The following is a 22,939-nucleotide window of genomic DNA, read 5'->3' on the forward strand; positions in this document are numbered from 1 at the left end:
GCCAGCCTGCAGAATTCTGACCCCCAGGTCCGGTTCCACCGCCCGGCAGCATTGCCCTCTGGCGGGTGCCGAAAGCCGTCGAATTAGGCTAGAATGCACGGCCTCTAAGCACACCCCTTCCTGAGGCTGTCCCGACGATGTTGATCCTGCGCGGCGCTCCTGCCCTTTCTGCCTTTCGCCACGGTAAATTACTCGAGCAACTGAGCCAGAAAGTCCCCGCTGTTACTGGTTTGTATGCCGAATTCGCCCACTTCGCCGACGTCGACGGCGAGCTGACCGCCGACCAGCAGCAGGTGCTGGGCCGTCTGCTCAAGTACGGCCCGAGCGTGCCGGTACAGGAGCCGAGCGGCCGCCTGTTCCTGGTCGTGCCGCGCCTGGGCACCATTTCGCCCTGGGCCTCCAAGGCCAGCGACATCGCCCATAACTGCGGCCTGCAGTCGATCCAGCGCCTGGAGCGCGGCATCGCCTACTACGTGGCCGGCTCGCTCAGCGACGCCGACGTCGCGCAGGTGTCCGCCGAACTGCACGATCGCATGACCCAGCGCGTGCTGACTCAGCTGGAGCAGGCTGCAGACCTGTTCAGCCACGCCCAGCCCAAGCCGATGACCTCGGTCGACATTCTCGCAGGTGGCCGCGCCGCCCTGGCCCAGGCCAACGTCGACCTGGGCCTGGCCCTGGCCGAAGACGAGATCGACTACCTGGTCAACGCCTTCCAGGGGCTCAAGCGCAACCCGAACGACATCGAGCTGATGATGTTCGCCCAGGCCAACTCCGAGCACTGCCGCCACAAGATCTTCAACGCCAGTTGGGACATCGACGGCCAGGCTCAGGAAAAGAGCCTGTTCGGCATGATCAAGAACACCTACCAGATGCACAACGAAGGCGTGCTGTCGGCCTACAAGGACAACGCCTCGGTGATCGTCGGCAACGTCGCCGGCCGCTTCTTCCCGAATCCTGAAACCCGCCAGTACGGTGCGGTGCAGGAGCCGGTGCACATCCTGATGAAGGTCGAGACGCACAACCACCCGACCGCCATCGCCCCGTTCTCCGGCGCCTCCACCGGCTCCGGCGGCGAAATCCGCGACGAAGGCGCCACCGGCCGTGGCGCCAAGCCCAAGGCCGGCCTGACCGGCTTCACCGTATCCAACCTGCGCATCCCGGGCTTCGAACAGCCATGGGAGCAGGCCTACGGCAAGCCTGAGCGCATCGTCGACGCCCTCGACATCATGATCGAAGGCCCGCTGGGCGGCGCCGCGTTCAACAACGAATTCGGTCGTCCGGCCCTGACCGGCTACTTCCGTACCTTCGAGCAGAGCATCAACACCCCGCACGGTGAAGAAGTGCGCGGCTACCACAAGCCGATCATGCTCGCCGGCGGCATGGGCAACATCCGTGAAGACCACGTGCAGAAGGGCGAGATCACCGTCGGCGCCAAGCTGATCGTGCTCGGCGGCCCGGCCATGCTGATCGGCCTGGGCGGCGGCGCTGCCTCGTCGGTGGCCACCGGTGCCAGCTCGGCTGACCTGGACTTCGCCTCGGTCCAGCGCGAAAACCCGGAAATGGAGCGCCGTTGCCAGGAAGTCATCGACCGCTGCTGGCAGCTGGGCGACGACAACCCGATCGCCTTCATCCACGACGTCGGCGCCGGCGGCATCTCCAACGCCTTCCCGGAACTGGTCAACGACGGTGGCCGCGGTGGTCGCTTCGAGCTGCGCAACGTGCCCAACGACGAGCCGGGCATGGCCCCGCACGAAATCTGGAGCAACGAATCGCAGGAGCGTTACGTGCTGGCCGTCAGCGCTGTCGACTTCGAGCGCTTCAAGGCCATCTGCGAGCGTGAGCGCTGCCCGTTCGCCGTGGTCGGCGAAGCCACCGAAGAACAGCACCTGACCGTCACCGACAGCCACTTCGACAACACCCCGGTCGACATGCCGCTCGACGTGCTGCTGGGCAAACCGCCACGCATGCACCGCTCGGTCACCCGCGAAGCCGAGCTGGGCGATGATTTCGACCCGAGCGGGCTGGACCTGGACACCGCCGTGCAGCGCGTGCTGAGCCACCCGGCCGTGGCCAGCAAGAGCTTCCTGATCACCATCGGCGACCGCACCATCACCGGCTTGGTCGCCCGCGACCAGATGGTCGGCCCGTGGCAGGTACCGGTGGCCGACTGCGCCGTCACCGCCACCAGCTTCGATGTCTACACTGGCGAAGCCATGGCCATGGGCGAGCGGACTCCGCTGGCACTGCTGGATGCCCCGGCATCCGGGCGCATGGCCATCGGCGAAACCATCACCAACCTGGCCGCCTCGCGCATCGACAAGCTGTCCGACATCAAGCTGTCGGCCAACTGGATGTCCGCTGCCGGCCACCCAGGTGAAGACGCGCGCCTGTACGACACCGTGAAGGCTGTCGGCATGGAGCTGTGCCCCGAGCTGGGCATCACCATCCCGGTCGGCAAAGACTCGATGTCGATGAAGACCAAGTGGAGCGAAGAGGGCGTCGAGAAGAGCGTCACCTCGCCGATGTCGCTGATCATCACAGGCTTCGCCCCGGTCACTGACATCCGCAAGACCCTGACCCCGCAACTGCGCATGGACAAGGGTGAGACCGACCTCATCCTGATCGACCTGGGCCGCGGCAAGAACCGCATGGGCGCCTCGATCCTGGCCCAGACCTACGGCAAGATCGCAGCCCAGGCGCCGGACGTCGACGACGCCGAAGACCTCAAGGCGTTCTTCGCCGTGATCCAGGGTCTGAACGCCGACGGTCACCTGCTGGCCTACCACGACCGTTCCGACGGCGGCCTGGTCACCACCGTGCTGGAAATGGCCTTCGCCGGCCATTGCGGCCTCGACCTGCAACTCGATCCGCTGACCGACAGCAAGGGCGACGTGCCGGCCATCCTCTTCAACGAAGAGCTGGGCGCGGTCATCCAGGTTCGCCAGGACGCCACGCCGGACGTACTGGCCCAGTTCAGCGCTGCCGGCCTGGGCGAGGAGTGCGTCGCGGTGATCGGCAAGCCGGTCAACAACGGCGAGGTGTCCATCAGCCTGAACGGCGAAGTGCTGTTCGACGATGACCGTCGCATGCTGCAGCGCCAGTGGGCCGAGACCAGCTATCAGATCCAGCGCCTGCGCGACAACGCCGACTGCGCCGACCAGGAATTCGACGTCCTGCTCGAAGAGGACAATCCAGGCCTGTCGGTCAAGCTCGGCTACGACGTCAACGAAGACGTTGCCGCGCCCTACATCAAGAAGGGTGTGCGTCCGCAAGTGGCGATCCTGCGTGAGCAGGGCGTCAACGGCCAGGTCGAGATGGCTGCAGCCTTCGACCGTGCAGGCTTTGCCGCGATCGACGTGCACATGAGCGACATCCTCGCCGGTCGCGTCGACTTCGAAGCCTTCAAGGGCCTGGTCGCCTGCGGTGGCTTCTCCTACGGCGACGTACTGGGCGCCGGTGAAGGCTGGGCCAAGTCGGCGCTGTTCAACAGTCGTGCCCGCGATGCTTTCCAGGCCTTCTTCGAGCGTACCGACAGCTTCGCCCTGGGCGTGTGCAACGGTTGCCAGATGATGTCCAACCTGCACGAGCTGATCCCGGGCACCGAGTACTGGCCGCACTTCGTGCGCAACCGCTCGGAGCAGTTCGAAGCGCGTGTAGCCATGGTCGAGGTGCAGAAGTCCAACTCGATCTTCCTGCAGGGCATGGCCGGTTCGCGCATGCCGATCGCCATCGCCCACGGCGAAGGCCATGCCGAGTTCGCCAGCGAAGAGGCACTGCTGGAAGCCGACCTGTCCGGTTGCGTGGCCCTGCGTTTCGTCGACAACCACGGCAAGGTCACCGAGCAGTATCCGGCCAACCCGAACGGTTCGCCACGGGGCATCACCGGCCTCACCAGCCGCGACGGTCGCGTCACCATCATGATGCCGCACCCTGAGCGTGTGTTCCGCGCCGTGCAGAACTCCTGGCGTCCGGATGACTGGCAGGAAGACGCCGCGCTGATGCGCATGTTCCGCAACGCGCGGGTGTGGGTGAACTAAGCGGTGCACAAGCTCGCCTTCTTCGTCCCCGCCAGCCACGTCGAGGTGGTCAAGGCCGCCGTGTTCGCCGCCGGAGGCGGGCGTATCGGTGACTACGATCACTGTGCCTGGCAGACACTTGGCCAGGGTCAGTTCCGCCCGTTGGATGGCAGCCAGCCATTCCTCGGGCAGGTGGGCCAGGTCGAGGTGGTGGAGGAGTGGAAGGTGGAGTTGGTGGTGGCCGATGAGCGGGTTCGCCAGGTGGTCGCCGCATTGAAACAGAGCCACCCTTATGAAACGCCGGCGTATGAGGTCTGGCCTTTGCTGGACATCTGAGTGCGCTGAAATTTTGCTGCTGCACATCGACAAGCCCCGGCAGTCTTCTGCCGGGGCTTGTCGTTTCTACAGGTTTTAACTGAACAGCCCTTTCAGACGTTCCCAGGCGCTTTCATCCACCGCTGGCGCCTCATGATCGTGGTTGAGCGCTTCGAAGACAGCAGGGTCGCTGGATTTCTGAATTTCCTTGGGGTGCTCGCTTGCCCATTTGCTGACCAGTTCGTCCTGCCATTCGCTGTCGTTGGGGTGGGTAAAGTAGCTGCGCGCTATCTTGATCGGATCGCGCAACCGCCCCCCCTCCCAGTATTTGAACATGGCGAAACCGACTTCGCGCACTGCAACCCGGGCCATCAGGGTGGCCAGGGTATGCAGCGGATGCACGTCATGGTCCTTGGCAAGCTGGGAGTGGGTCGGATTGGTCGAGCCGGTGAGCATGGGATTGCCCATTCTGTACGTCTGGATATCGTCGACCGAGTTGCCGATCAGGTTGAGGATGGCCCGGTAGCCAACCTTGGGCAGGTCGGTTGCAAGGCGCAGCGGTGAGCCCGTGATCCAGGAAATGCGCCTCGCCATATTGAACCCTGGCAGGTCCGCCAACGTGTCGCGAACTTCGAGTGCGTTGTTCAGGTATTCCTGCCACTGCGGATCGGGGTGGTCCTGAAGCAGGATCAACAGCGCCAGTTCAGTGTCCGAGCGCTGCCCTGGCGTGATGTTCTCGAAGTCGCCGGAGGGGGCGAAGAGTGCATTGGCCATCGGCTCGGCCAGGCTGGCTATCACATCGCTGCCGGCGAACATGCCGGTGACGATGGGCCAGCCGTGCTTGCAGTCGGCTTGGGCGGTCCAGGTCAGTACCGTGTTGTGACCCTGCTTGTGCAGGCTCAATTCGGCGTAGTTGGAGTGGGCGAAGTAATCTTCCAGCACGTGCAGTGCTGCACCGAATTCGCGCAGGCCCTCAGGGGTCGGGCCCGCCGCCATTGCCTCGCGCAGTCGTTCGCACATGTAATCGACCGAACTGAAGATGTGGCGCTTCATGGACGTATCCGGATCGACCTGCAACCGCGGATCGTCCTGTGCGACAGGCGGCTCGAAGTCTGCATCGATGGTGCTTGGGTCAGTCGCTGACGGGTTGGGGTTGTAGGGATTGTCGATGTGCTCGGTAGGACGATACACCCCGAGCATCTGCGGTGTGACCATGTAGTGCGCGCGCTCTTGCGGCGTGGATTGCAGGCTGGGAAATGCCTTGAGCGCCAGCAGGTCTACGAGTTGGGTCAGGACTTTCCGGGAGAGCTTGCGCGGGAACTCTTTGGGCGCGTCTTCGGCACGGACCAGCTTGGGATCGAGCAACTGCGAGTAGTCGCGCAGCCAGTTGCCGAAATAGATCGCCTTGCGTTGTTGCTCATTGAACCCGGCGTACTTGAGGTCTTCCTCGATCGACTCATGCCCCCAGGACATTTCAGGGTTTTTCTTGTCGCCCTTGCCCGCAGAAAAGCCCTCGGTGCTGCCTTCATTGGTGTTGGCGCGTTGCGCATGTTCATCCTGGCTCTGGCGGATGAACAGACGCATGGCCTGGTCATCGGCTCGCAGGGTGATGGTTCGGCCTGCTTCGGTCAGTTGGGCGATCTGCAGCTCACCGCTTGGGCCTGACTCCATGCAGCCGATCAGGTAGGCGAAGCGCGCACCTTCCTCGAGCTCTGCATCCTCGGCGATCGAGGCAAAGCCATCGTCCAGGCCTTTCGTGAAGTCTTGGCGCAGAACGTTGTCCAGGTGATGACCGAACTCGTGCAGCAGGATGGTCGCCAGTTCACAGGCCGCCTGTGGCTGCAGCAGCGCGGTAGCGATCACCTCGGGGTGCAGGTGGATGATACGCGTGGCATTGTCGTAGCAGGCTTTGCCTGCCACCTGTGGGTTCACCTGGTGTAGAGGGTTGCTCAGCGTGCCGTCGCGTAGTGCGTCCTGCAGCTGCTGATAGCAACTGTCTGGCACGTCGTCACCGAACACAGGGATGAGCATTTCGCGGAAGGCCTGTGCTGAGAGTGGCCGGCTGATTTCGGTGAGTCGATCAAGAGCGAAGCGGGTGTGCAGGCTTAGTGGGATCATGCTGGGGACTCATCAATTGACGGAGTCCCCAGCATGTGAGCCGCGTGGTGCAAGAGGGAGCAGGCAACGCCTCCCGCTGTAGGCGCTACGACAGGCGGGTGCGGTTTTGAAGGGCCCCGCAGGCCAGCAGGCCGATCTCGAACAGCAACCACATCGGGATGGCGAGCATGGTCTGGGAGAACACGTCGGGAGGCGTGAGGATCATGCCGGCCACGAAACAGCCGACGATCACGTAGGGCCGGCTACGGCGCAAGCTGGCAACATCGGTCAGGCCTGCCCAGACCACGATGAAGGTTGCCACCGGAATTTCGAATGCCAGGCCGAACGCCAGGAACAGGGCGAGAATGAAGTCCAGGTACTGGCTGATGTCGGTCATCATTGCCACGCCTTCGGGGGTCACGCTGGCGAAGAAGCCGAACATCATCGGAAACACCAGGAAGAACGCGAACGCCATGCCGCCGTAGAACAGCAGGATGCTCGACACCAGCAGCGGCAGGGCGATGCGTTTCTCCCGCCGATAAAGCCCCGGCGCGATGAAGCCCCAAGCCTGATGCAGCAGCACTGGCATGCTGATGAACAGCGCGCACATGGCCGTCAGCTTGAAGGGCGTGAGAAACGGCGAGGTGACGCTGGTTGCGATCATGCTCGCGCCCTCGGGCAGGAAGCGGCGCAGCGGCTCGGAGACCAGGGTGTAGAGGGTCTGGGCGAAGGGGAACAACACAGCGAACGCCAGGGCGATGGCCAGCAGGCAACGCACCAGGCGCTTGCGCGCGTCACGCAGGTGTTCGGTCAGCGGCATTGCCGACCTTCCGTGGACAGCGAAGCTCATGATGTACGTTCCCTGGCGGGTGCTTCATCGAGGCTGACACCCTGGCGGATATCCTGCTCCAGTTTGCGCAGCGCCGCATCGTCCAGGGCTGGCATGTCGATTTCCCGCTCGACCTGGGCGCGCAGCATGTTCATGGCCTGCCGCGCCTGCCCAAGACCGCGCCCGACGGTGCGCATCGCCACCGGCAGGCGTTCGGGCCCCAGGACCAGCAGAGCGACGACGCCAACCAGTAGCAGTTCGCTGAAACCGATCTCGAACATCAGCCCTGGCGATCCGTTGGCTGCTGCTGTTGAACCTGTGCGTTGGGTGATGCGCTGCTGTTGTCGTCACCGCCCATCGACTTGCGAAAACCCTGGATCGCTTCGCCGACATCGCTGCCCAGGCCTTTGAGGCGCTTGGTGCCGAACAGCAGGAAAACGATCAGCAGCACGATCACCAGTTGCCAGATGCCTATACCGCCCATGTGCGAGAACTCCTGTAAGGTCATGAAAAGGAAGGCCAATCCTGCCTGCTTCAGATGACGCCAACGTGACTGTCGGGAAACGTTGCCATGTGCTTGCAACACGCACCGTGTTGACTGGCGCCTCCACGGATGACGAGGCGCGGTGCAATGGGTGGTGGGCGACAACAGGGTGCAGCGTTGCTGATGGTGATGGTGGCGCTGGCGATGCTTGCGGCGGGCCTGGCCTGGCTGGTGGAGGAGGGGCGTCGGCAGGTCGATGAGACGCGCTTGCTGCGCCAGCGCGTGCAGGTGCGGGCGATGGAGCAGGCTGGCCTTGCCTATGCCAGCCAGGCCCTGCGCGATCCGACCTGGCGCGCCAGCCCCCTGTTCTGGCAGGCCCTGCGCGGCCAGGCGCTGGAGTATGACTTTGGTGCAGGCAAGGCGCGCCTGCAGGTGCGCGACCAGCACACCTGCTTCAACGTCAATGCCTTGCTGGGGGAAGACGCCGAGCGTGCCGAGCGCCAGTTGCGTCGATTGCTCGGCGACGACATGGCTGCCGAGCGATTGGTCGACGCCCTGGCCGATTGGCTGGACGCTGACAGCGACACCCGCCTGCAAGGTGCCGAGAGCGGCCAGTACCTGCGCCAGCAGCCACCACGTCTGGCGGCCAACCAGGCGATGCTCGACCCGAGCGAGTTGAACCTGCTGCTGGAACCCGATGCCGGGCGCCAGGGGCGCTATCCGATGCTGTGCGCATTGCCGCAGACCAGCGGTTGGCGGCTCAATGCCAATGCCTTGAACCTGGAGCACCTGCCGTTGCTGGAGGCACTCTACGAGGGGCATTTTTCCCGCTCGCTGCTCAGCCGGATCATCACCAATCGGCCGGCGTCGGGTTATGTCGATGCGGGAGGGTTACGCCAGGCACTGGGCGCTTTGGATGACGAGAGCTTTGCTCGGTTGAGCGAGGGATTGTTACTCAACAGCGGGTTCTTCCTGTTGCAGCTTTCGTTCGAGGAAGACGGGCGAGTGGTGCGCAGCCAGTTTCAGGTCGAGGCGTTGGGGGTGGTGCAGTGGCATGCGCGGGTGCCGGCGCAACAGGTTCGGATTCGCGGGCGCGAGCCAGTGTTCTAGCGTTCAAGCGCCGAAGCCAGATGGGGCCGCAAGGCGGCCCCGGCGATGGTGAGCTGGGCAGGCAATCCGCGGGCTTTGAGCACCGCGGACGACAGGCTCCGGATCAGGCCGTTCCGATCTCACCGCCATCATTGCGTTGAATCACCACGGTAGACGCCCGTGGTCGCACTCGGCTCCCCGCAGGTGTCACATCCGTCGCCTTGTCGGTATAGGGCCAGTTCCCCGGGTGCTGGATGTTGATGAACAGCGTCTTGTTGTCCGGCGTGAAGCTGATCCCCGTCACCTCGCAGCCGTTAGGGCCGACGAAGAAGCGCCGCAGGTCCACCTGATTCTGCGCGTTGACCGGAATCTGCTTGCCAGTGGCATCGACCAGGTCGGTCGGGATCACTGCCAGCAACTGGTCATTGGTGTAGCTGGTCAAGGTGGTCTCACCGTTGTCGGTCTCGAACCACAACACCCCGCGGCTATCGAAGCTCATCCCGTCGGGGCTGGCGAACTGGTTCAGTTCGGTCAGGCCCGAGCGGTTGATATCCGGTGCACCGGCCGCGTTGGCGCCGAACACGAAGATATCCCAGGTGAAGCTCTTGTGATCGTCGCTGTCGTGCCAACGGATGATGTGGCCGTGACGGTTCGGGCCGCGCGGGTTGGCCGCATCCACCTTGGCGGCGGTACGCGCGCTGTTGTTGGTCAGCGTCAGGTAGACATCGCCGTTGAGCGGGTTGACGGCGGTCCACTCAGGGCGGTCCATCGGCGTGGCGCCGACCGCGTCAGCCGCACCGCGGGTGTTGAGGATGATGCCCGGCAGGTCGCCGTACAGTGCACCCAGCGTGCTGCCGGCGGTGGTGGGGGTGGCAACGTCCAGCAGCAGCCACACACCCTTGCCGTCGGCATTGAAGCGGGCCACGTAGAGCTTGCCCTTGTCCATGTATTTGGCACCGGTGGCCAGGCGGTCGGCCGGGGTGGCGTCGGCCGGATCCCAGACGGCGTCGGAGACGAACTTGTACAGGTACTCGTTGTTCGAGTCGTCGCCGGTGTACCACACCAGCGGCTTGCCAGCGACCGCCAGGCCCGGGCAGCAGCCCTCGTGGCGGAAGCGACCAAGGGCGGTGCGTTTCACCGCCAGGGTGGCGCTGTTGTACGGGTCGATCTCGACGATGTAGCCATAAGTGCTGGCTTCGTTGCGGTAGTCGTCGGTGGCGCTGGCGCCGGTCGGGGTCACGTTGAAGCGGGTGAACTCACCGTTGACCTCGCTGGCATCACCGGCAGCCGTCTCCCACTTGTACTGGCCGCTGCTGGCACTGACGCCGATGCGCACCTGGTCTGCCGGGCGCACGCCCTTGTTGACGAAGATGCCAGGCCAGTTTTCTTCGCACGTCAGGTACGTGCCCCACGGCGTATAGCCGTTACCGCAGTTGTTGTTGGTGCCGCGTGCCTGGGTGCCGGTCGGCGAGAACTTGGTCTTGACGTGATCGGTGCCGCGCAGGGGCCCGGCGATGTCCATCAGCGAAGCGGTGGTGAAGCGGCGGTTGAGCGGGTCGTTCTGCATCACCTGCCAGCGGCCGTTGACCTTGCTCAGGCGCACCACGCCGGCGCCGTGGGCGTTGATCTCCTTGCGCACTTCCTCGACCGGGCGCTTGCCAGTGCCATCGGTGGTCGGGCCGTTCGGGTGCAGCGCGTCGGCTTCGATGTATTCGAAGTTGATCGCCAGCAAACCATCGTCGGAGCTGCCGTTGATGGGGAAGAAGTGCATGCCGTCATGGTTCATGCCCATGGCGTTGGCCTGGTCGGTCGAGGTATTGCTGCCGTCGGACTTCCACGGATTGCCGTTGCTGTTCAGCGGCGTGCCCCACGGCGCGATCACGTAGGCGCTGTAACCGGCGGCAATGACGCAAGCGTCGGTGCGCGAACCGGCGATGGACTGGAAGCCCAGCTTGAGCTTGGCTGGCGGTTCGGTCACAGGCGGCTCGGTGACCGGATCATCGTGATGGGAGCTGCCGCCACCACCGTCGAAACAGGCGGTCAGGCCGGTGCCTGCGATCATCGCGATGGCCGCGCCGAGACTGCCGCGCATCACGGTACGACGGCTCAGGTAGGTGTCCATCACGCTGGCCATCGGCAGGTTGCCGCTCTGGTTCCGGTCCAGGTTATCGCCGGTTTCTCGACTCATCAGGGTGTCCTTGTAATCGCTGAGTAAGAGGAACCGCGACTGTAGGGGGCAAGTGTGATGATTGATTGGCAAAAATATTAACGGGGTTTTAAAACCTAGCGCTATTAGTAACAAGATTTGTCAGAACTTTGCCGCATCGGCTGTCGGATTTCTGCCATCAAACTGTCACGCAGCCACCCCAATATCCGGGGCCGAACGTGAACTCAGGTTAAGGATGGCAGGGTCGATGGCGAGCAGTGTGCGCAGACGCGAAGTGATTGGCTGGATGGGCGTCGGGGCCTTGGCACCTTTGTTGGGCGCCTGCTCCGCGATCCCCGGTCAGCGCGGCGGCGATGCGTCGCTCGAACTGCTCTATGTCGCCGACACCCTCGATGCCCGCGAGCCTGGCCTGCCCGTGGTGCCGGCCACGCGCCTGGGGCCGGTCAGCCATCTGGGGCGTGCTCCGTGGATGACCGGCAGCCATGCCAGTAGCGGACATGCCGAGCTCGCGCCATTGCTCGATGCCGGCCAGGCCAGCCAGGCGCGCCTCGGCGGTTATGCCGTATTGGCCGCACTGATGGAGCAGATGCGCAACGAGGCCGGCGCCGAGCGCTGCCTGACCCTGGAGAACGGCCAGAACTGGAATGGCAGTGGCCTGGCCTACCTGACCCAAGGCGATAGCGGCGTGCAAGGCAGCCGCATGCTGGCCAGCGACGTGCGCGTGAGCAGTGATGAGCGCGTGCTGTGGCCACAACGCTGCGCCGCCCTCTATCGCCAGTCCCCTGCGATCACGCTCGGCGCTGGTCTTGGCGCTGAACAGGCCAAGGGCCTGGGCGTCGAGCCCCTGCGCGTGTTCGAGCGCGGCGGCGTGCGCATTGCGGTGGTCGGTGTGACTGACCCTTACGCCCAGGATCAGAAAGCCTCGCTCAAGCAGTGGTACCAATCATTGCTGCCAAGCTTCCAACAAGCCCGGCGCGAGGCCGATCTGGTGGTCGCCCTGGCGGATGTCGGCACTGGCCCCGGCCTGTGGCTTGCCGAGCGGATCGACGAAATCGATGTGCTGCTGTGTGCCCGTGGCCAGGATCTGTGGCCGACTCCGGTACCTGTCACGCAAGCGTCGGGGCGCCAGGTGCCGGTGCTGTTCGCCGGGTGCCGCGCCAGTGGCGTCTATCGCCTGCATTGCCAGCAAACCGCCGGGCAGTGGCGATTCGAGGCGCGCTTCGTGCCCGCTTTCGACGATCAACTTTCGCCCACTGCCCAGGCGCGTGCCAGCCAGTTACGCAGCACGCTGCGCCAGCAACGCGCCGGTCATGCCGCCTGGCTCGACCAGCCGCTGGCCCGTGCACCGCAGACCCTGTGGCGCCGTGACACCCGTGGCGGCAGTTGGGACCGTCTCCTGCACCAGGCCCTGGCCGACGACTCGAGCATGCCGGTGCTATTGCCCGGCCTGCGTTACGACCATCCGCTGCCAGCAGGCCAGGCGATCACCCGCGAGCACCTGATCAGCCTCACCGGCGGCTACCCGGCGCCGGTGGTCGAAGCCCCCGCACGCCAGGTGGAGCAGGTGCTGGAGAATGCCGCCGAGCAACTGTTCGGCGACCCGCTGCTGCTCGACAACAGCCAGGACCTGCCGCGCTGGCAAGGCCATGCCTGGCAGGTCAGCTACAGCCCGATGGGCAAGCGCGTCGCCGGGTTGCCGACGGTGCAGGGCCTGTGCCGCACCTTCGGCCTGCACTTCGATGCCCAGGCCGGCGAGCCGCTGTGGCAGAAGGTCGAGGCCTGGCTGGCGCGCCAGGAGCCGAACTGGCAACTGGCGCCGCTGCAACTGCCCCAGGTGCGCTATGTGCAGGGGCATCCGGGGTGGCATCCGCGCCAGGTGGCCTCGTGACCGCGCTGTCGCGCCTGCCCAACGTGCTGCTGCTGACCTTGGCCGGCTGGCTCGCTGCCCAGTGCATCCTGCAACTGAGTCGCCAGCCGCAACCGCTCAGCGTCCCGCGCGAACAGACACCCACCTTGCCAGGCCTGATGGCCGGTCACTGGCAGGCGCCACCCGAAGAGGGCGGCATTCCCCTGACGCGCCTGCCCCTGCAATACCTCGGCGGGCTCAAGGCCGAGCCGCTGTCCGCCACCGTGGTGGTGCTGCGCTTCGGCCAGCAGGTTCGCACCCTGGGCCGCGGCCAGCGCCTGGCGCCAGGGATCGTGCTGCAGGACATCGACGCCGATGGCCTGATTTTCGACAACCAGGGGCGGCGCGAGCGCCTGCCCTGGCCGCCACGGCCCGCCGTGACCGGCTTCAAGCGGCAAGGATGAGCAATGATCGCAAGATACGCTGTGGCCTGCGTGCTGAGCCTTGGCCTGTGCTTTGCGCAGGCGTGGGCCGAAGACCCTGAAGTCGACGAAGAGGGCGTGCCCCAATACGAGGTGAACTTCGTCGACACCGACATGGGCGAGTTCATCGACAGCGTCTCGCGCATCACCGGCACCACGTTCATCGTCGATCCGCGGGTCACCGGCAAGGTCACGGTACGCACCGTCGATCGCCATGACGCCGAAGCCATCTACGACATCTTCCTCGCCCAGTTGCGTGCCCAGGGCTTTGCCGCCGTCGACCTGCCCAACGGCAGCGTGAAGATCGTCCCCGACCAGGCCGCGCGCCTGGAGCCGGTGCCGGTGGAGAACGCCGGCAAGCAGAGCAAGGGCAGCGACGGCGTGGCGACCCGGGTATTCAATGTGCGCAACGCTGCCAGCGAACAGATGCTCGGCATCCTCAAGCCGCTGATCGACCCGCGTGTCGGGGTGATCACCCCATACCCTGCCGCCAACCTGCTGGTGGTCACCGACTGGCGCAGCAACCTGGAGCGCATCGACAAGCTGCTACGCCAGCTCGACCAGGCCAGCGACGAACCCTTGCAGGTGATGCCACTCAAGCATGCCAGCGCCGCCGACACCGCGCCCCTGGTCACCCGCCTGCTGGCCCGCGAGCAGGGCGCCGACAGTGCCCAGGTGGTGGCCGACCCGCGCAGCAATGCGCTGCTGGTGCGCGGCAGCGCCGACAGCCGCGAGCGCGTGCGTGCGCTGCTTGGTCAACTCGACCGGCCCAGCGACAACCTGCACAGCAGCAACACCCAGGTGATCTACCTGCGTCACGCCAATGCTGCGGAAGTGGTCAAGGTGCTGCGTGGTCTCGGCCAGGACGGCGGGGTGCCGGATGCGCCCGCAGGCGAAGGCAAGGAGGCGCCGGTACGCACGGCCAGCGATTCGGGGGTACGCCTGGAGTATGAAGAGGGCGCCAACGCGGTGGTCATGGTCGGCCCTGACAGCGAGCTGGCGGCCTATCGCAACATCGTCGAGCAGCTCGATATCCGCCGCGCCCAGGTGGTGGTCGAAGCGATCATCGCCGAGGTGTCCGACAGCAGCGCCCAGGAGCTCGGCGTGCAATGGCTGTTCGCCGACGAGAAGTTCGGCGCCGGCATCGTCAACTTCGGCAGCAACGGGGTGAACATCGCCAACATTGCTGGCGCTGCCGCCAGCGGCGACAACAAGGAGCTGGGCAAGCTGCTCTCGGCCACCACGGGCGCCACCGCCGGCATCGGCCATTTCGGCGGCGGTTTCAACTTCGCCATGCTGATCAACGCGCTGAAGGGCAAGAGCGGTTTCAACCTGCTGTCGACCCCGACGCTGCTGACCCTGGACAACGCCGAGGCGTCGATCCTGGTCGGCCAGGAAGTGCCCTTCGTCACCGGCTCCGTGACCCAGAACAACGCCAACCCCTACCAGACCATCGAACGCAAGGAGGTGGGGGTGAAGCTGCGCATCAAGCCGCAGGTCAACAGCGACAACAGCGTGCGCCTGGACATCGTCCAGGAAGTCTCGTCGATCGCCGACTCGCGCGCCGCCAGTGATGTGATTACCAACAAGCGCGAGATCAAGACCAAGGTCATGGTCGATGACAATGGCCTGGTGATTCTCGGTGGCCTGATCAGCGACGAATCCACCACCAGCAACCAGCGCGTGCCGTTGCTCGGCGACATCCCCGTGCTGGGTCGCTTGTTCCGCTCCGACAGCAACCGCAACGTGAAGCAGAACCTGATGGTATTCATCCGCCCGCGCATCATGCGCGACGGCCCGAGCCTTGCCGGGCTGAGCCAGGAAAAGTACCGCAGCCTGCAGCAGGACACCCCCTTGCAGATGCCGGAACTCGCCGAAGGTGGCGCCTTGCTCAAGGCGTTTCCGGCCAGCCGCGCGCGCCTTGAAGGCGGTGACTGGTGATGCTCGGCTACCGCCTGGCGCGTCAGGCCGGCGTGGCCATGGCCCCGGACGAGCAGGGCTGGCAGCTATGGTTGCGCGAGGATGCCGACAGCGACCAGGTGCAGGAGCTGCTGCGCGTGCATGGCCAGCCACGGCGCCTGGAGCGCCTCGATCGCGCCGCTTTCGACGAGCGTCTTGGCCAGCTCTACCAGGCCGCCGACTCGGCCACCGCCGCGCTGATCGAAGGCATCGGCGAGCAGGTTGACCTCGACAGCCTGATGAGCGAAATGCCGCGCATCGAAGACCTGCTCGAAAGCGACGACGAAGCCCCGGTGATCCGCCTGATCAACGGCCTGTTTGGCCAGGCCCTGCGCCTGCGTGCCTCGGACATCCACATCGAAACCTTCGAGCAGAGCCTGGTGGTGCGCCTGCGCGTCGACGGGCATCTGCGCGAAGTGCTGCGCCCGCCGCGTGCGCTGTCGGCCATGCTGGTGTCGCGAATCAAAGTCATGGCGCGCCTGGACATCGCCGAGAAACGCCAGCCCCAGGACGGGCGCATCACCCTGCGCGCCGCCGGGCGTGAGGTGGACGTGCGGGTCTCGACGCTGCCCGGCATCCACGGCGAGCGCGTGGTGATGCGCGTGCTCGACAAGCAGGCCAGCCTGCTGGCGCTGGACAACCTCGGCATGCCGGCAGCGGCGCTGCAGGGCCTGCGCGCGTGCCTGGCGCGGCCCAACGGCATCGTGCTGTCCACCGGCCCCACCGGCTCCGGCAAGACCACCACGCTGTACGCCAGCCTCAACAGCCTCAACGACGGCAGCCGCAATATCCTCACCGTCGAAGACCCGGTGGAATACGCCATCGCCGGTATCGGCCAGACCGCGATCAACCCGCGGGCCGGGCTGACCTTCGCCACCGGCCTGCGCGCGATCCTGCGCCAGGATCCGGACGTGATCATGCTCGGTGAGATCCGCGACCAGGAGACTGCGCAGATCGCCGTGCAGGCCAGCTTGACCGGTCACCTGGTGCTCTCGACCCTGCACACCAACAGCGCTGTCGGCGCAGTGACGCGCCTGCGTGACATGGGCATCGAGCCCTTCCTGATCGCTTCCAGCCTGCGCGGGGTGCTGGCCCAGCGCCTGGTCCGGCGCCTGTGCAGTTGTGCCGAGCCGCGCCCGTTGCTCGCCGCCGAGCGGCGCCTGTGGCCGGAGCTGGCAGCGTTGCACGCCACCCACCACCCGGTGGGCTGCGACAGTTGCCAGGGCAGCGGTTATGTCGGGCGCCTGGGGTTGTATGAATTCATCGAGCTGGATACAGGATTGGTCGCCCTGCTTTACGAGGGCGCCAGCGAAGTGACGATGCAGGCGCACCTGGCCACGCGTCGGCAGAGCCTGGTGGCCATGGCCAGCGATTGCCTGGCCCGTGGCGAGACCAGCCTGGCCGAGGTGTTGCGCGTGGTGCAGGGCTGAATATGCCGACCTATCGCTACCAGGCCCTGGACCTGGCAGGTAAACCGCACAAGGCCAGCGTGCAGGCCGACAGCGAGCGCCATGCCCGCCAGTTGCTGCGTGAGCAGGGGCTGTTCGCGCGCAAGCTGCAACGCCACGAAGGCAGCCTGCGGCAACCGCGCCGTCAGCGCCTGAGCCGTGCCCAGCTGTGCGAGCTGACCCGCCAATTGGCCACGCTGACCGCGGCTGGCATCCCCTTGGTCGATGCCCTGGCCACGCTCGAACGGCAACTGCGCGCGCCTGCCTTGCAGGCCGTGCTGGTGTCGGTGCGCGGCGCGCTTGCCGAAGGCCTGGGGCTGGCCCGCAGCCTTGCCCGGCAAGGCGCGCCGTTCACCGGGCTGTACTGCGCACTGGTCGAAGCGGGCGAGCGCTCCGGGCGCCTGGCGCAGGTGTTGACGCGCCTGGCGGATCACCTGGAGCAGGTCCAGCGCCAACAGCACAAGGCGCGCACTGCGCTGATCTATCCCTGCGTGCTGATGGGTGTGTCGCTGGCGGTGGTGGTGGGGCTGATGACCTTCGTGGTGCCCAAGCTGACCGAGCAGTTCGCCCATTCCGGGCAGGCGCTGCCGCTGATCACCTCGCTGCTGATCGCCATCAGCCAGGGCCTGGCCAGTGCCGGCCCCTGGCTGTTGGGTGCAGCGATCCCGCTGACGCTGTTGAGCGGTTGGCTGTTGCGCAAGCCGCACTGGCGCCTGCGCCGCGACGACCTGCTGCTGCGCCTGCCGCGTATCGGCAGCCTGCTGCAAGTGCTGGAGAGCGCACGTCTGGCGCGCAGCCTGGCGATTCTCTGCGGCAGTGGCGTGGCCCTGCTCGAAGCCCTGCAGGTGGCCAGCGAAACGGTTGCCAACCAGCGTATCCGCCTGGCCCTGGAGCAGGTCCGCCTGCAGGTCCAGGGCGGCACCAGCCTGCATCGGGCGCTGGATGCCAGCGGCCAGTTTCCACCGCTGCTGGTGAACATGGTCGGCAGTGGCGAGGCCAGCGGCACCCTGGCCGACATGCTCGAGCGCGTGGCCGACGACCAGGAGCGCGGCTTCGCCCGCCAGGTCGACACCGCCATGGCGCTCTTCGAACCTCTGATGATCCTGGTGATGGGCGGCGTGGTGCTGTTCATCGTGCTGGCGGTGCTGTTGCCGATCATGCAGCTCAACCAGGGTCTGCAACTGTGAAAAGGAGTCTTTGCATGCAGTATCGCGCCAAGCGTCAGCGCGGCTTCACCCTCATGGAGATCATGGTGGTGATCTTCATCATCGGCCTGCTCATCGCGGTGGTCGCGCCCAGCGTGCTGGGCAACCAGGACAAGGCCATGCGCCAGAAAGTGATGGCTGACCTGGCCACCCTCGAGCAGGCACTGGATATGTACCGGCTCGACAACCTGCGCTTTCCCAGCAGCGAGCAAGGCCTCGCTGCATTGGTGAAGAAACCGGCCCAGGAGCCGGTGCCGCGTGCCTGGCGCAGCGATGGCTACATCCGTCGCCTGCCGGAAGACCCGTGGGGCACGCCGTACCAGTACCGCATGCCGGGCGAGCATGGTCGTGTCGATGTCTATTCGCTCGGCGCCGATGGCGTGGCCGGTGGCGAAGGGCTGGATGCCGACCTGGGCAACTGGGAGCTCTGACTTGCCCTCCCAGCGCGGCTTCAGCCTGCTCGAACTGCTGGTGGTGCTGGCCATCGCCGGGCTGATGACCGGCTTGAGCGTGGCCTGGCTCGACAACGGACGTACGCGGGTGGACCAGGCCATGCAGCGGCTGCTTGCCGCGACCCGCGAGCAGTCTGCCGTGGCGCGCCACACCGGCCAGTTGCGTGGCCTGCGCTGGAACGGCAAGCGTCCTGAGTTCGTTCGCCATGACGGCACCGGCTGGGTGGTGGAACCGGTCACGCTGGGTGACTGGCCGCAGGACCTGCGCCCAGACTGGCAAGGCGCAGCAGCGCCGCAACTGGTGTTCACCCCCGAAGGCTGGGCAAGGCCCGGCAAGGTGAACTGGCGCAGTGCCGACGGTGGCCAGCGCTGGAGCTGGGGCCGCGAAGGGCGGCTGCAAGTCGCGGTGCTGCCATGAAGCGTCGTCAGCGTGGTTTCACCTTGCTCGAAGTCAGTGTGGCGCTCGGTATCGCCGCGGTGCTGGCGGTGATCACCAGCCAGGTACTGCGCCAGCGCCTGGCGGTGCAGGACGGCGTACAACAGCACCGCCTTGGCGCCCTGTGCGCACGCGAGCTGCAGGCACGATTTGCCGTCGAGCAGTATTGGCCGGGCAGCAATCGCACTGCCGGGGAGCTGCAGCAGGGTGGGCAGGTGTGCCATTGGGACCTGCAACTGCGCAACACCGGCGTGCGCGATCTGCGCCGTGGCGAGCTGCGCCTGTTCGCCGACCGCGATCAGCGCGTGCCGCTGGGCTTGTACACCCTGTTTCTGGAGCGCCCATGAAGCGTCGCCAGGCGGGGCTGACCCTGATCGAGTTGATGGTCGCGCTGGCGCTCACCGCCGTGCTGGGCATCCTGCTGGCGGCCTTGGTGCATGGCTGGCTCACGGTGCGCGAGCGTCTCGCCGACCAGCAGAACGAGCCCGGCGTGTTGGAGTTCTGCCTGGCGCTGGAGCGCCGGTTCGACAGCCCGGTACTGCGCCAGGTGTACGAGCAGCGCCTGCCGCTGGCCACGCGCTGGCTCGATTGGCAGGCGCAAAACCAGCAGTTGCTGTGGGTCGCTGCTGCGGCCTGGCCCCAGGCCGAAGGGGGGTCGCGCTTGCAGCGTCAGCGCCTGCGTTTCGAGCCCAGGGAGCAGCGCGTGCTGCTGGAAACCTCCGCCGATCTCTACGCCGCCGACAAGCCGCGCTGGGTGGTCCGCGAGCGCCTGGAGCGGGTCAGCGAGATGAGCATCCTGTATTTCCAGGGCGGCAGTTGGCTGGCCTGGCCTTCCGATCAACCGGCGCACCCTGGTCGTGGCGTGCGCCTGCATCTGCAGCGTGACGGAGCACCTTATGTCTGCACATTCGTCCTGCCCTGGGGGCGCTCATGAAGTTTGAATGGCGACGGCGCTCGCCAGCGCGGCCCTGGTTGCTGTTGCGTCCGCTGGCTGACGGCGGTTGGCACTGGTGCCTGCTGGACAGCGGCGTGCTGCGTGACGAAGGGCAGGGCCGCCCGCCGCAGAACCTGAGCGCCAGGGTTGCCGTGGTGATGCCGGGCGAGGCGTGCAGCCTTTTCCAGTTGCCTGCCCCGCCCGGGCTCAAGCGGGAGGAATGGCCGCTGCTACTGGAAGATCGTCTGCTGCAAGGCAGCGATGAAGTTCACTGCGCATGCATCGGCCGTGCGGCAGGGCAACTGCGGTTGGTGGTGGTGGCGCGTGAGCGGCTCGACGGCTGGTTGGCCCAGTGCGTGGAATGGGGCCTGGAGGTGGAGCGTTGCTGGGCGCAGTTCCAGCTCTTGCCGGTGCTCGACCGCGGTTGTGGATGGCAATGGCGGCAGGAGCAATCGAGCCTGTATGCGCGGATCGACGAGGATGGCGCAGAGCACTGGCTGGCCTGGCCAGAGGTGTTGGGCCCTGCACCTGCGCCGTGGGATAACCAGGTGCTTGAGCAGGTCGATGGACGCTGGCCTCAGCGAATTGCCGATCTCGATACCTTGCCGACGCTACGGGAAACGCGTCGCCCGCGCCGATCATTGAAGGTCACGGGCCGGCAAAAGCGCTTGATCGCCGCTTGCCTGGTACTCGCTGCTGTCTGGGGCGGTCTGTGGAGCAGCCAGCAATGGCGTCAGGCCCAGCTGTATCGCGAGCAGGTGATGGCGGTCACCGGCCCGCAGGCTACGCCGCGCCAGGCCGCGCAGGCGCTCAAACGGCTGCGTGACACCGACGGCGAGCGGGCTTTGCGTCTGCGTCGGCTCGACGGCTTGCAGGAGCAGTTGCAGGCCTGGTTGCGCGCGCATCCGCAGTGGCGCTTGCGCGCTGTGCGCTTCGATGGGCAGCGCTGGCATCTGCAACTGGATGGCGAAGGCACGTTGGCGCCGTGGCATGAAATGGCCGCTGCAGTCGGCGCTGCGGTGCAGGTGCAGGCTCAGGGCGCGGTGTTCGATCTGGGGAGCAGTTCATGATCCGCGCATTTTCGCAGCGCCAGCGCATGCGCGTGGCCTGGGGGCTGATCGCGCTGTTGCTGATCGTCATCCTGGTGCGTGAGGTGGGTGCACGCTGGGCCGAGATGAGCCAGTGGCGCGAGCTGGCCGAAGTGGCGGCCGGCCTTGAGGGCGGGCCTGCGTTGAGCCTGGAGCACCTGCGCCAGTCCGCCCAGGCCCGGCATATCGAGCTGACGGAGATCGAGCCGCAGGATGAGGGCTGGCAGGTGCGCGGCTCGGTCGCGGACGAGCATGTGCTGCTGGCGTGGTTGCAGGCTTTGCAGAGCGAGGGCGCGCAGCCGCTGCAGTGGGGCATGGAGCAGCAGGGCAAGCGCCTGCGCTTCGACCTGCAGGTTCGGCCATGAGTGTGCGCGTGCTGTTGTGGCCGGTGCTGGTGTGCGTGGTCACGCTGCTGGTCGAGTTGCCGGCGAGCTGGCTGGTGCCAGGCCGGGCGGTCAGCGGCAGCCTCTGGCAAGGGCAGGCTGAACAGGTGGGGGATGTCGGGCCGCTGAGTTGGCAGTGGCAACCCTGGCAGCAGCAGGCGCAAATCCGCTTGGGTTATCAGGGGCAGGATTGGTTGGCGCGGCTGAGTGGTTGGCCCTGGCGCTGGCGCGCGGATGTCGAGGCGCTCGAAGCCGCGCCGAGTGTACCGCTGGCTTATCGTCTGGCGGGGCACTGGCAGGGGCGTGTTGCGGTGAAGGGTGTGTGGCAGCGGTGCGCCGGTGCCGAGGGGCGTTTGCAGGTGAACGACCTGGCGCTGGTCTCGCCGTGGTCGTTGGATCTGGGACAGGGCTGGCTCGAAATGCGTTGTCCCAGTGACTGGCGTTTGCAGGGCACGTTGCGCCTGCAAGGCCAACACCAACTCGACCTTGACGCCGACCTGGTGGCCCGACGTGCTCGGGTCGGATTCGAGGTCCAGCCTGATGCTGCGCTGACGCCCTTGCTGCGCGGCGCGCAGTGGCTGGGGCTGGAAGCGGCCAAGGGCGCGCGGCAGCTCAGGTGGTAGTTGCAGAGCTTGAGATCCCAGCTTGCCTGTTGCTTGCCGGAGCAACGGCCTTATCCAAAAATCTGAAAGCCAGCCCAGTCCCTGTGGAGTAACTGTCTTGATCAAAATCTAAAGACCAGCTCAATCCCTGTGAGGGCAACTGTCTTGATCAAAATCTAAAGACCAGCTCAATCCCTGTGGGAGTAACTGTCTTGATCAAAATCTAAAGGCCTGCCCAATCCTTGTGGGAGCGGGCTTGTCCCGCGATCACCGGCATAGCCGGTGCCATGCACCGCGGTGCTGCCATCGCGGGACCAGTCGCAGCGGCGAACCGCCGCTCCCACAACCCACTCAACTCCAGGTCCGATAAACCCGCCTTTACCGGCGCATCCCCAGCTCCGCATCGTCCATCAATGCTTTGGCCAATGCGCTCAGGTAATACGAAGCCCAGACCAGTTGCGGGTTCTCCTCCATCACCCCGCTCAAGGTCATGTCGCGCACATACCCCATCAACTCCGAAGCCTGCTCACGTGCCCGCTCGCACGGGATGCCCGGCTCGATACAGAACAGCGGCTGGGTCAGCCCCTTGCCTTGGTAGAACCGTGTTTTGCCGACGGTGGTGTTCGGTGTGGTGTCGCTTGTATCCATCCTTTCATCTCCCTGAAAACCGCTTAGTGAGCCGTCTGCGGCTCTGCCGGCATCTGAACCTGTATCAACGCCGACTCCAGCAAAATCCTCAGCGCTTCCATTTCATGGATGGCAGCCATTATCAGGAGCGAGACGGGAGACTTGGGTTGGAGGAGGACCGCTTGATGGGCCACGGTTTGTGCGCAGAGTGCGTACTCGGTGGCTTGGATGATGGTGTCTTCGAGGGAGTGGTTGTTGTGGGGTGGGTCGGGAACGATCTTTAACATCGCGTTATTCCTTGCGGGGCTACCTCCCAACTGCTGTCAAACAGAGGGTGGCAGCTGTACGTGGGTTGACAGACCGGCGGAATAAGCAAAGTTCCGGCGCACGCAAGCGTGCCCGCACGTACAGCTGCCATGGAAAGCAGCCATATGCTTAATACCGTCACAGCCTGTCAAAGCTGTGTCGTTGATGTGCAAC

Annotated in this window: 22 protein-coding genes; 15 read left to right on the top strand and 7 right to left on the bottom strand. The window is 65.7% G+C overall.

The window, feature by feature from the left end:
• Positions 1–137 precede the first annotated feature (137 nt).
• Positions 138–4,037 (top strand): phosphoribosylformylglycinamidine synthase, encoded by a 3,900-nt coding sequence (gene purL / locus IAE40_RS10790; protein ID WP_200603158.1) that lies wholly within the window; start codon positions 138–140, stop codon positions 4,035–4,037.
• 3 nt (positions 4,038–4,040) lie between these two features.
• Positions 4,041–4,352, top strand: coding sequence for an NGG1p interacting factor NIF3 (locus IAE40_RS10795; protein ID WP_151925310.1), 312 nt, complete (start codon positions 4,041–4,043; stop codon positions 4,350–4,352).
• A gap of 75 nt (positions 4,353–4,427) precedes the next feature.
• On the opposite strand, the gene IAE40_RS10800 is transcribed toward IAE40_RS10795, so the two are convergent.
• The 4 genes from IAE40_RS10800 to tatA form a co-directional block, all read right to left on the bottom strand.
• A complete protein-coding gene (locus IAE40_RS10800) occupies positions 4,428–6,449 on the bottom strand; it encodes an HET-C-related protein (protein ID WP_200603159.1) in 2,022 nt (673 codons plus the stop codon).
• 85 nt (positions 6,450–6,534) lie between these two features.
• Positions 6,535–7,278 (bottom strand): twin-arginine translocase subunit TatC, encoded by a 744-nt coding sequence (gene tatC / locus IAE40_RS10805; RefSeq protein WP_200603160.1) that lies wholly within the window; start codon positions 7,276–7,278, stop codon positions 6,535–6,537.
• Positions 7,275–7,538, bottom strand: a complete 264-nt coding sequence (gene tatB, locus IAE40_RS10810) for a Sec-independent protein translocase protein TatB (RefSeq protein WP_054894696.1) — start codon at positions 7,536–7,538, stop codon at positions 7,275–7,277. Before tatB ends, tatC begins: the two co-directional genes overlap by 4 nt.
• Positions 7,538–7,741, bottom strand: coding sequence for a twin-arginine translocase TatA/TatE family subunit (tatA, locus tag IAE40_RS10815; RefSeq protein ID WP_054894695.1), 204 nt, complete (start codon positions 7,739–7,741; stop codon positions 7,538–7,540). Before tatA ends, tatB begins: the two co-directional genes overlap by 1 nt.
• A gap of 147 nt (positions 7,742–7,888) precedes the next feature.
• Between tatA and gspK the strand changes: the two genes are divergently transcribed.
• Entirely contained in the window at positions 7,889–8,851 is a 963-nt protein-coding gene (gspK, locus tag IAE40_RS10820; RefSeq protein ID WP_063543266.1) for a type II secretion system minor pseudopilin GspK, read from the top strand.
• 103 nt (positions 8,852–8,954) lie between these two features.
• Here gspK and IAE40_RS10825 read toward each other — a convergent pair whose 3' ends face one another.
• Entirely contained in the window at positions 8,955–11,018 is a 2,064-nt protein-coding gene (locus IAE40_RS10825; RefSeq protein WP_153772630.1) for a PhoX family protein, read from the bottom strand.
• A gap of 226 nt (positions 11,019–11,244) precedes the next feature.
• Here IAE40_RS10825 and IAE40_RS10830 point away from each other — a divergent pair, with 226 nt between their 5' ends.
• The 12 genes from IAE40_RS10830 to IAE40_RS10885 are packed head-to-tail and all read left to right on the top strand — an operon-like array spanning position 11,245 to position 21,853.
• A complete protein-coding gene (locus IAE40_RS10830; RefSeq protein ID WP_197892232.1) occupies positions 11,245–12,885 on the top strand; it encodes a lipoprotein UxpA in 1,641 nt (546 codons plus the stop codon).
• Positions 12,882–13,307: a pilus assembly protein PilZ gene (locus IAE40_RS10835; protein ID WP_197892234.1), complete on the top strand. Its 426-nt coding sequence runs from the start codon at positions 12,882–12,884 to the stop codon at positions 13,305–13,307. Before IAE40_RS10830 ends, IAE40_RS10835 begins: the two co-directional genes overlap by 4 nt.
• Positions 13,308–13,310: 3 nt before the next feature.
• On the top strand, positions 13,311–15,266 hold the full coding sequence (gene gspD / locus IAE40_RS10840) for a type II secretion system secretin GspD (protein WP_200603161.1): 1,956 nt from the start codon (positions 13,311–13,313) through the stop codon (positions 15,264–15,266).
• Entirely contained in the window at positions 15,266–16,714 is a 1,449-nt protein-coding gene (locus IAE40_RS10845) for a GspE/PulE family protein (RefSeq protein ID WP_200603162.1), read from the top strand. The genes gspD and IAE40_RS10845 overlap by 1 nt, the downstream gene beginning before the upstream one ends.
• A gap of 2 nt (positions 16,715–16,716) precedes the next feature.
• On the top strand, positions 16,717–17,919 hold the full coding sequence (gene gspF, locus IAE40_RS10850; RefSeq protein ID WP_200603163.1) for a type II secretion system inner membrane protein GspF: 1,203 nt from the start codon (positions 16,717–16,719) through the stop codon (positions 17,917–17,919).
• A gap of 14 nt (positions 17,920–17,933) precedes the next feature.
• The gene (gene gspG / locus IAE40_RS10855) at positions 17,934–18,368 is read left to right on the top strand and encodes a type II secretion system major pseudopilin GspG (protein ID WP_125930627.1); all 435 of its coding nucleotides are present in this window, start codon (positions 17,934–17,936) and stop codon (positions 18,366–18,368) included.
• Position 18,369: 1 nt separating this feature from the next.
• Positions 18,370–18,807, top strand: a complete 438-nt coding sequence (gene gspH / locus IAE40_RS10860) for a type II secretion system minor pseudopilin GspH (RefSeq protein ID WP_200603164.1) — start codon at positions 18,370–18,372, stop codon at positions 18,805–18,807.
• Positions 18,804–19,172, top strand: a complete 369-nt coding sequence (locus IAE40_RS10865) for a type II secretion system protein (RefSeq protein ID WP_054894686.1) — start codon at positions 18,804–18,806, stop codon at positions 19,170–19,172. Before gspH ends, IAE40_RS10865 begins: the two co-directional genes overlap by 4 nt.
• Positions 19,169–19,759 (top strand): type II secretion system protein, encoded by a 591-nt coding sequence (locus IAE40_RS10870; RefSeq protein WP_125930625.1) that lies wholly within the window; start codon positions 19,169–19,171, stop codon positions 19,757–19,759. The genes IAE40_RS10865 and IAE40_RS10870 overlap by 4 nt, the downstream gene beginning before the upstream one ends.
• Positions 19,756–20,829 (top strand): type II secretion system protein GspL, encoded by a 1,074-nt coding sequence (locus tag IAE40_RS10875; RefSeq protein WP_200603165.1) that lies wholly within the window; start codon positions 19,756–19,758, stop codon positions 20,827–20,829. The genes IAE40_RS10870 and IAE40_RS10875 overlap by 4 nt, the downstream gene beginning before the upstream one ends.
• Positions 20,826–21,212 carry a type II secretion system protein GspM gene (gene gspM, locus IAE40_RS10880; RefSeq protein WP_153772621.1) on the top strand — a complete coding sequence of 129 codons (387 nt, stop codon included), beginning with the start codon at positions 20,826–20,828 and terminating at the stop codon, positions 21,210–21,212. The genes IAE40_RS10875 and gspM overlap by 4 nt, the downstream gene beginning before the upstream one ends.
• Positions 21,209–21,853 (top strand): general secretion pathway protein GspN, encoded by a 645-nt coding sequence (locus IAE40_RS10885; RefSeq protein ID WP_200603166.1) that lies wholly within the window; start codon positions 21,209–21,211, stop codon positions 21,851–21,853. The genes gspM and IAE40_RS10885 overlap by 4 nt, the downstream gene beginning before the upstream one ends.
• 357 nt (positions 21,854–22,210) lie before the next feature.
• Here the strand turns inward: IAE40_RS10885 and IAE40_RS10890 are convergent, their stop codons facing one another.
• Together IAE40_RS10890 and IAE40_RS10895 are read right to left on the bottom strand one after the other, a co-directional pair.
• Positions 22,211–22,480 carry a DUF3077 domain-containing protein gene (locus IAE40_RS10890; protein WP_200603167.1) on the bottom strand — a complete coding sequence of 90 codons (270 nt, stop codon included), beginning with the start codon at positions 22,478–22,480 and terminating at the stop codon, positions 22,211–22,213.
• Positions 22,481–22,503: 23 nt separating this feature from the next.
• Positions 22,504–22,746, bottom strand: a complete 243-nt coding sequence (locus tag IAE40_RS10895; protein ID WP_054894680.1) for a hypothetical protein — start codon at positions 22,744–22,746, stop codon at positions 22,504–22,506.
• Positions 22,747–22,939: the final 193 nt, after the last annotated feature.

Origin of the sequence: Pseudomonas sp. S44 (genome assembly GCF_016624805.1) — a bacterium.
Classification (GTDB): Bacteria; Pseudomonadota; Gammaproteobacteria; order Pseudomonadales; family Pseudomonadaceae; genus Aquipseudomonas; species Aquipseudomonas machongensis.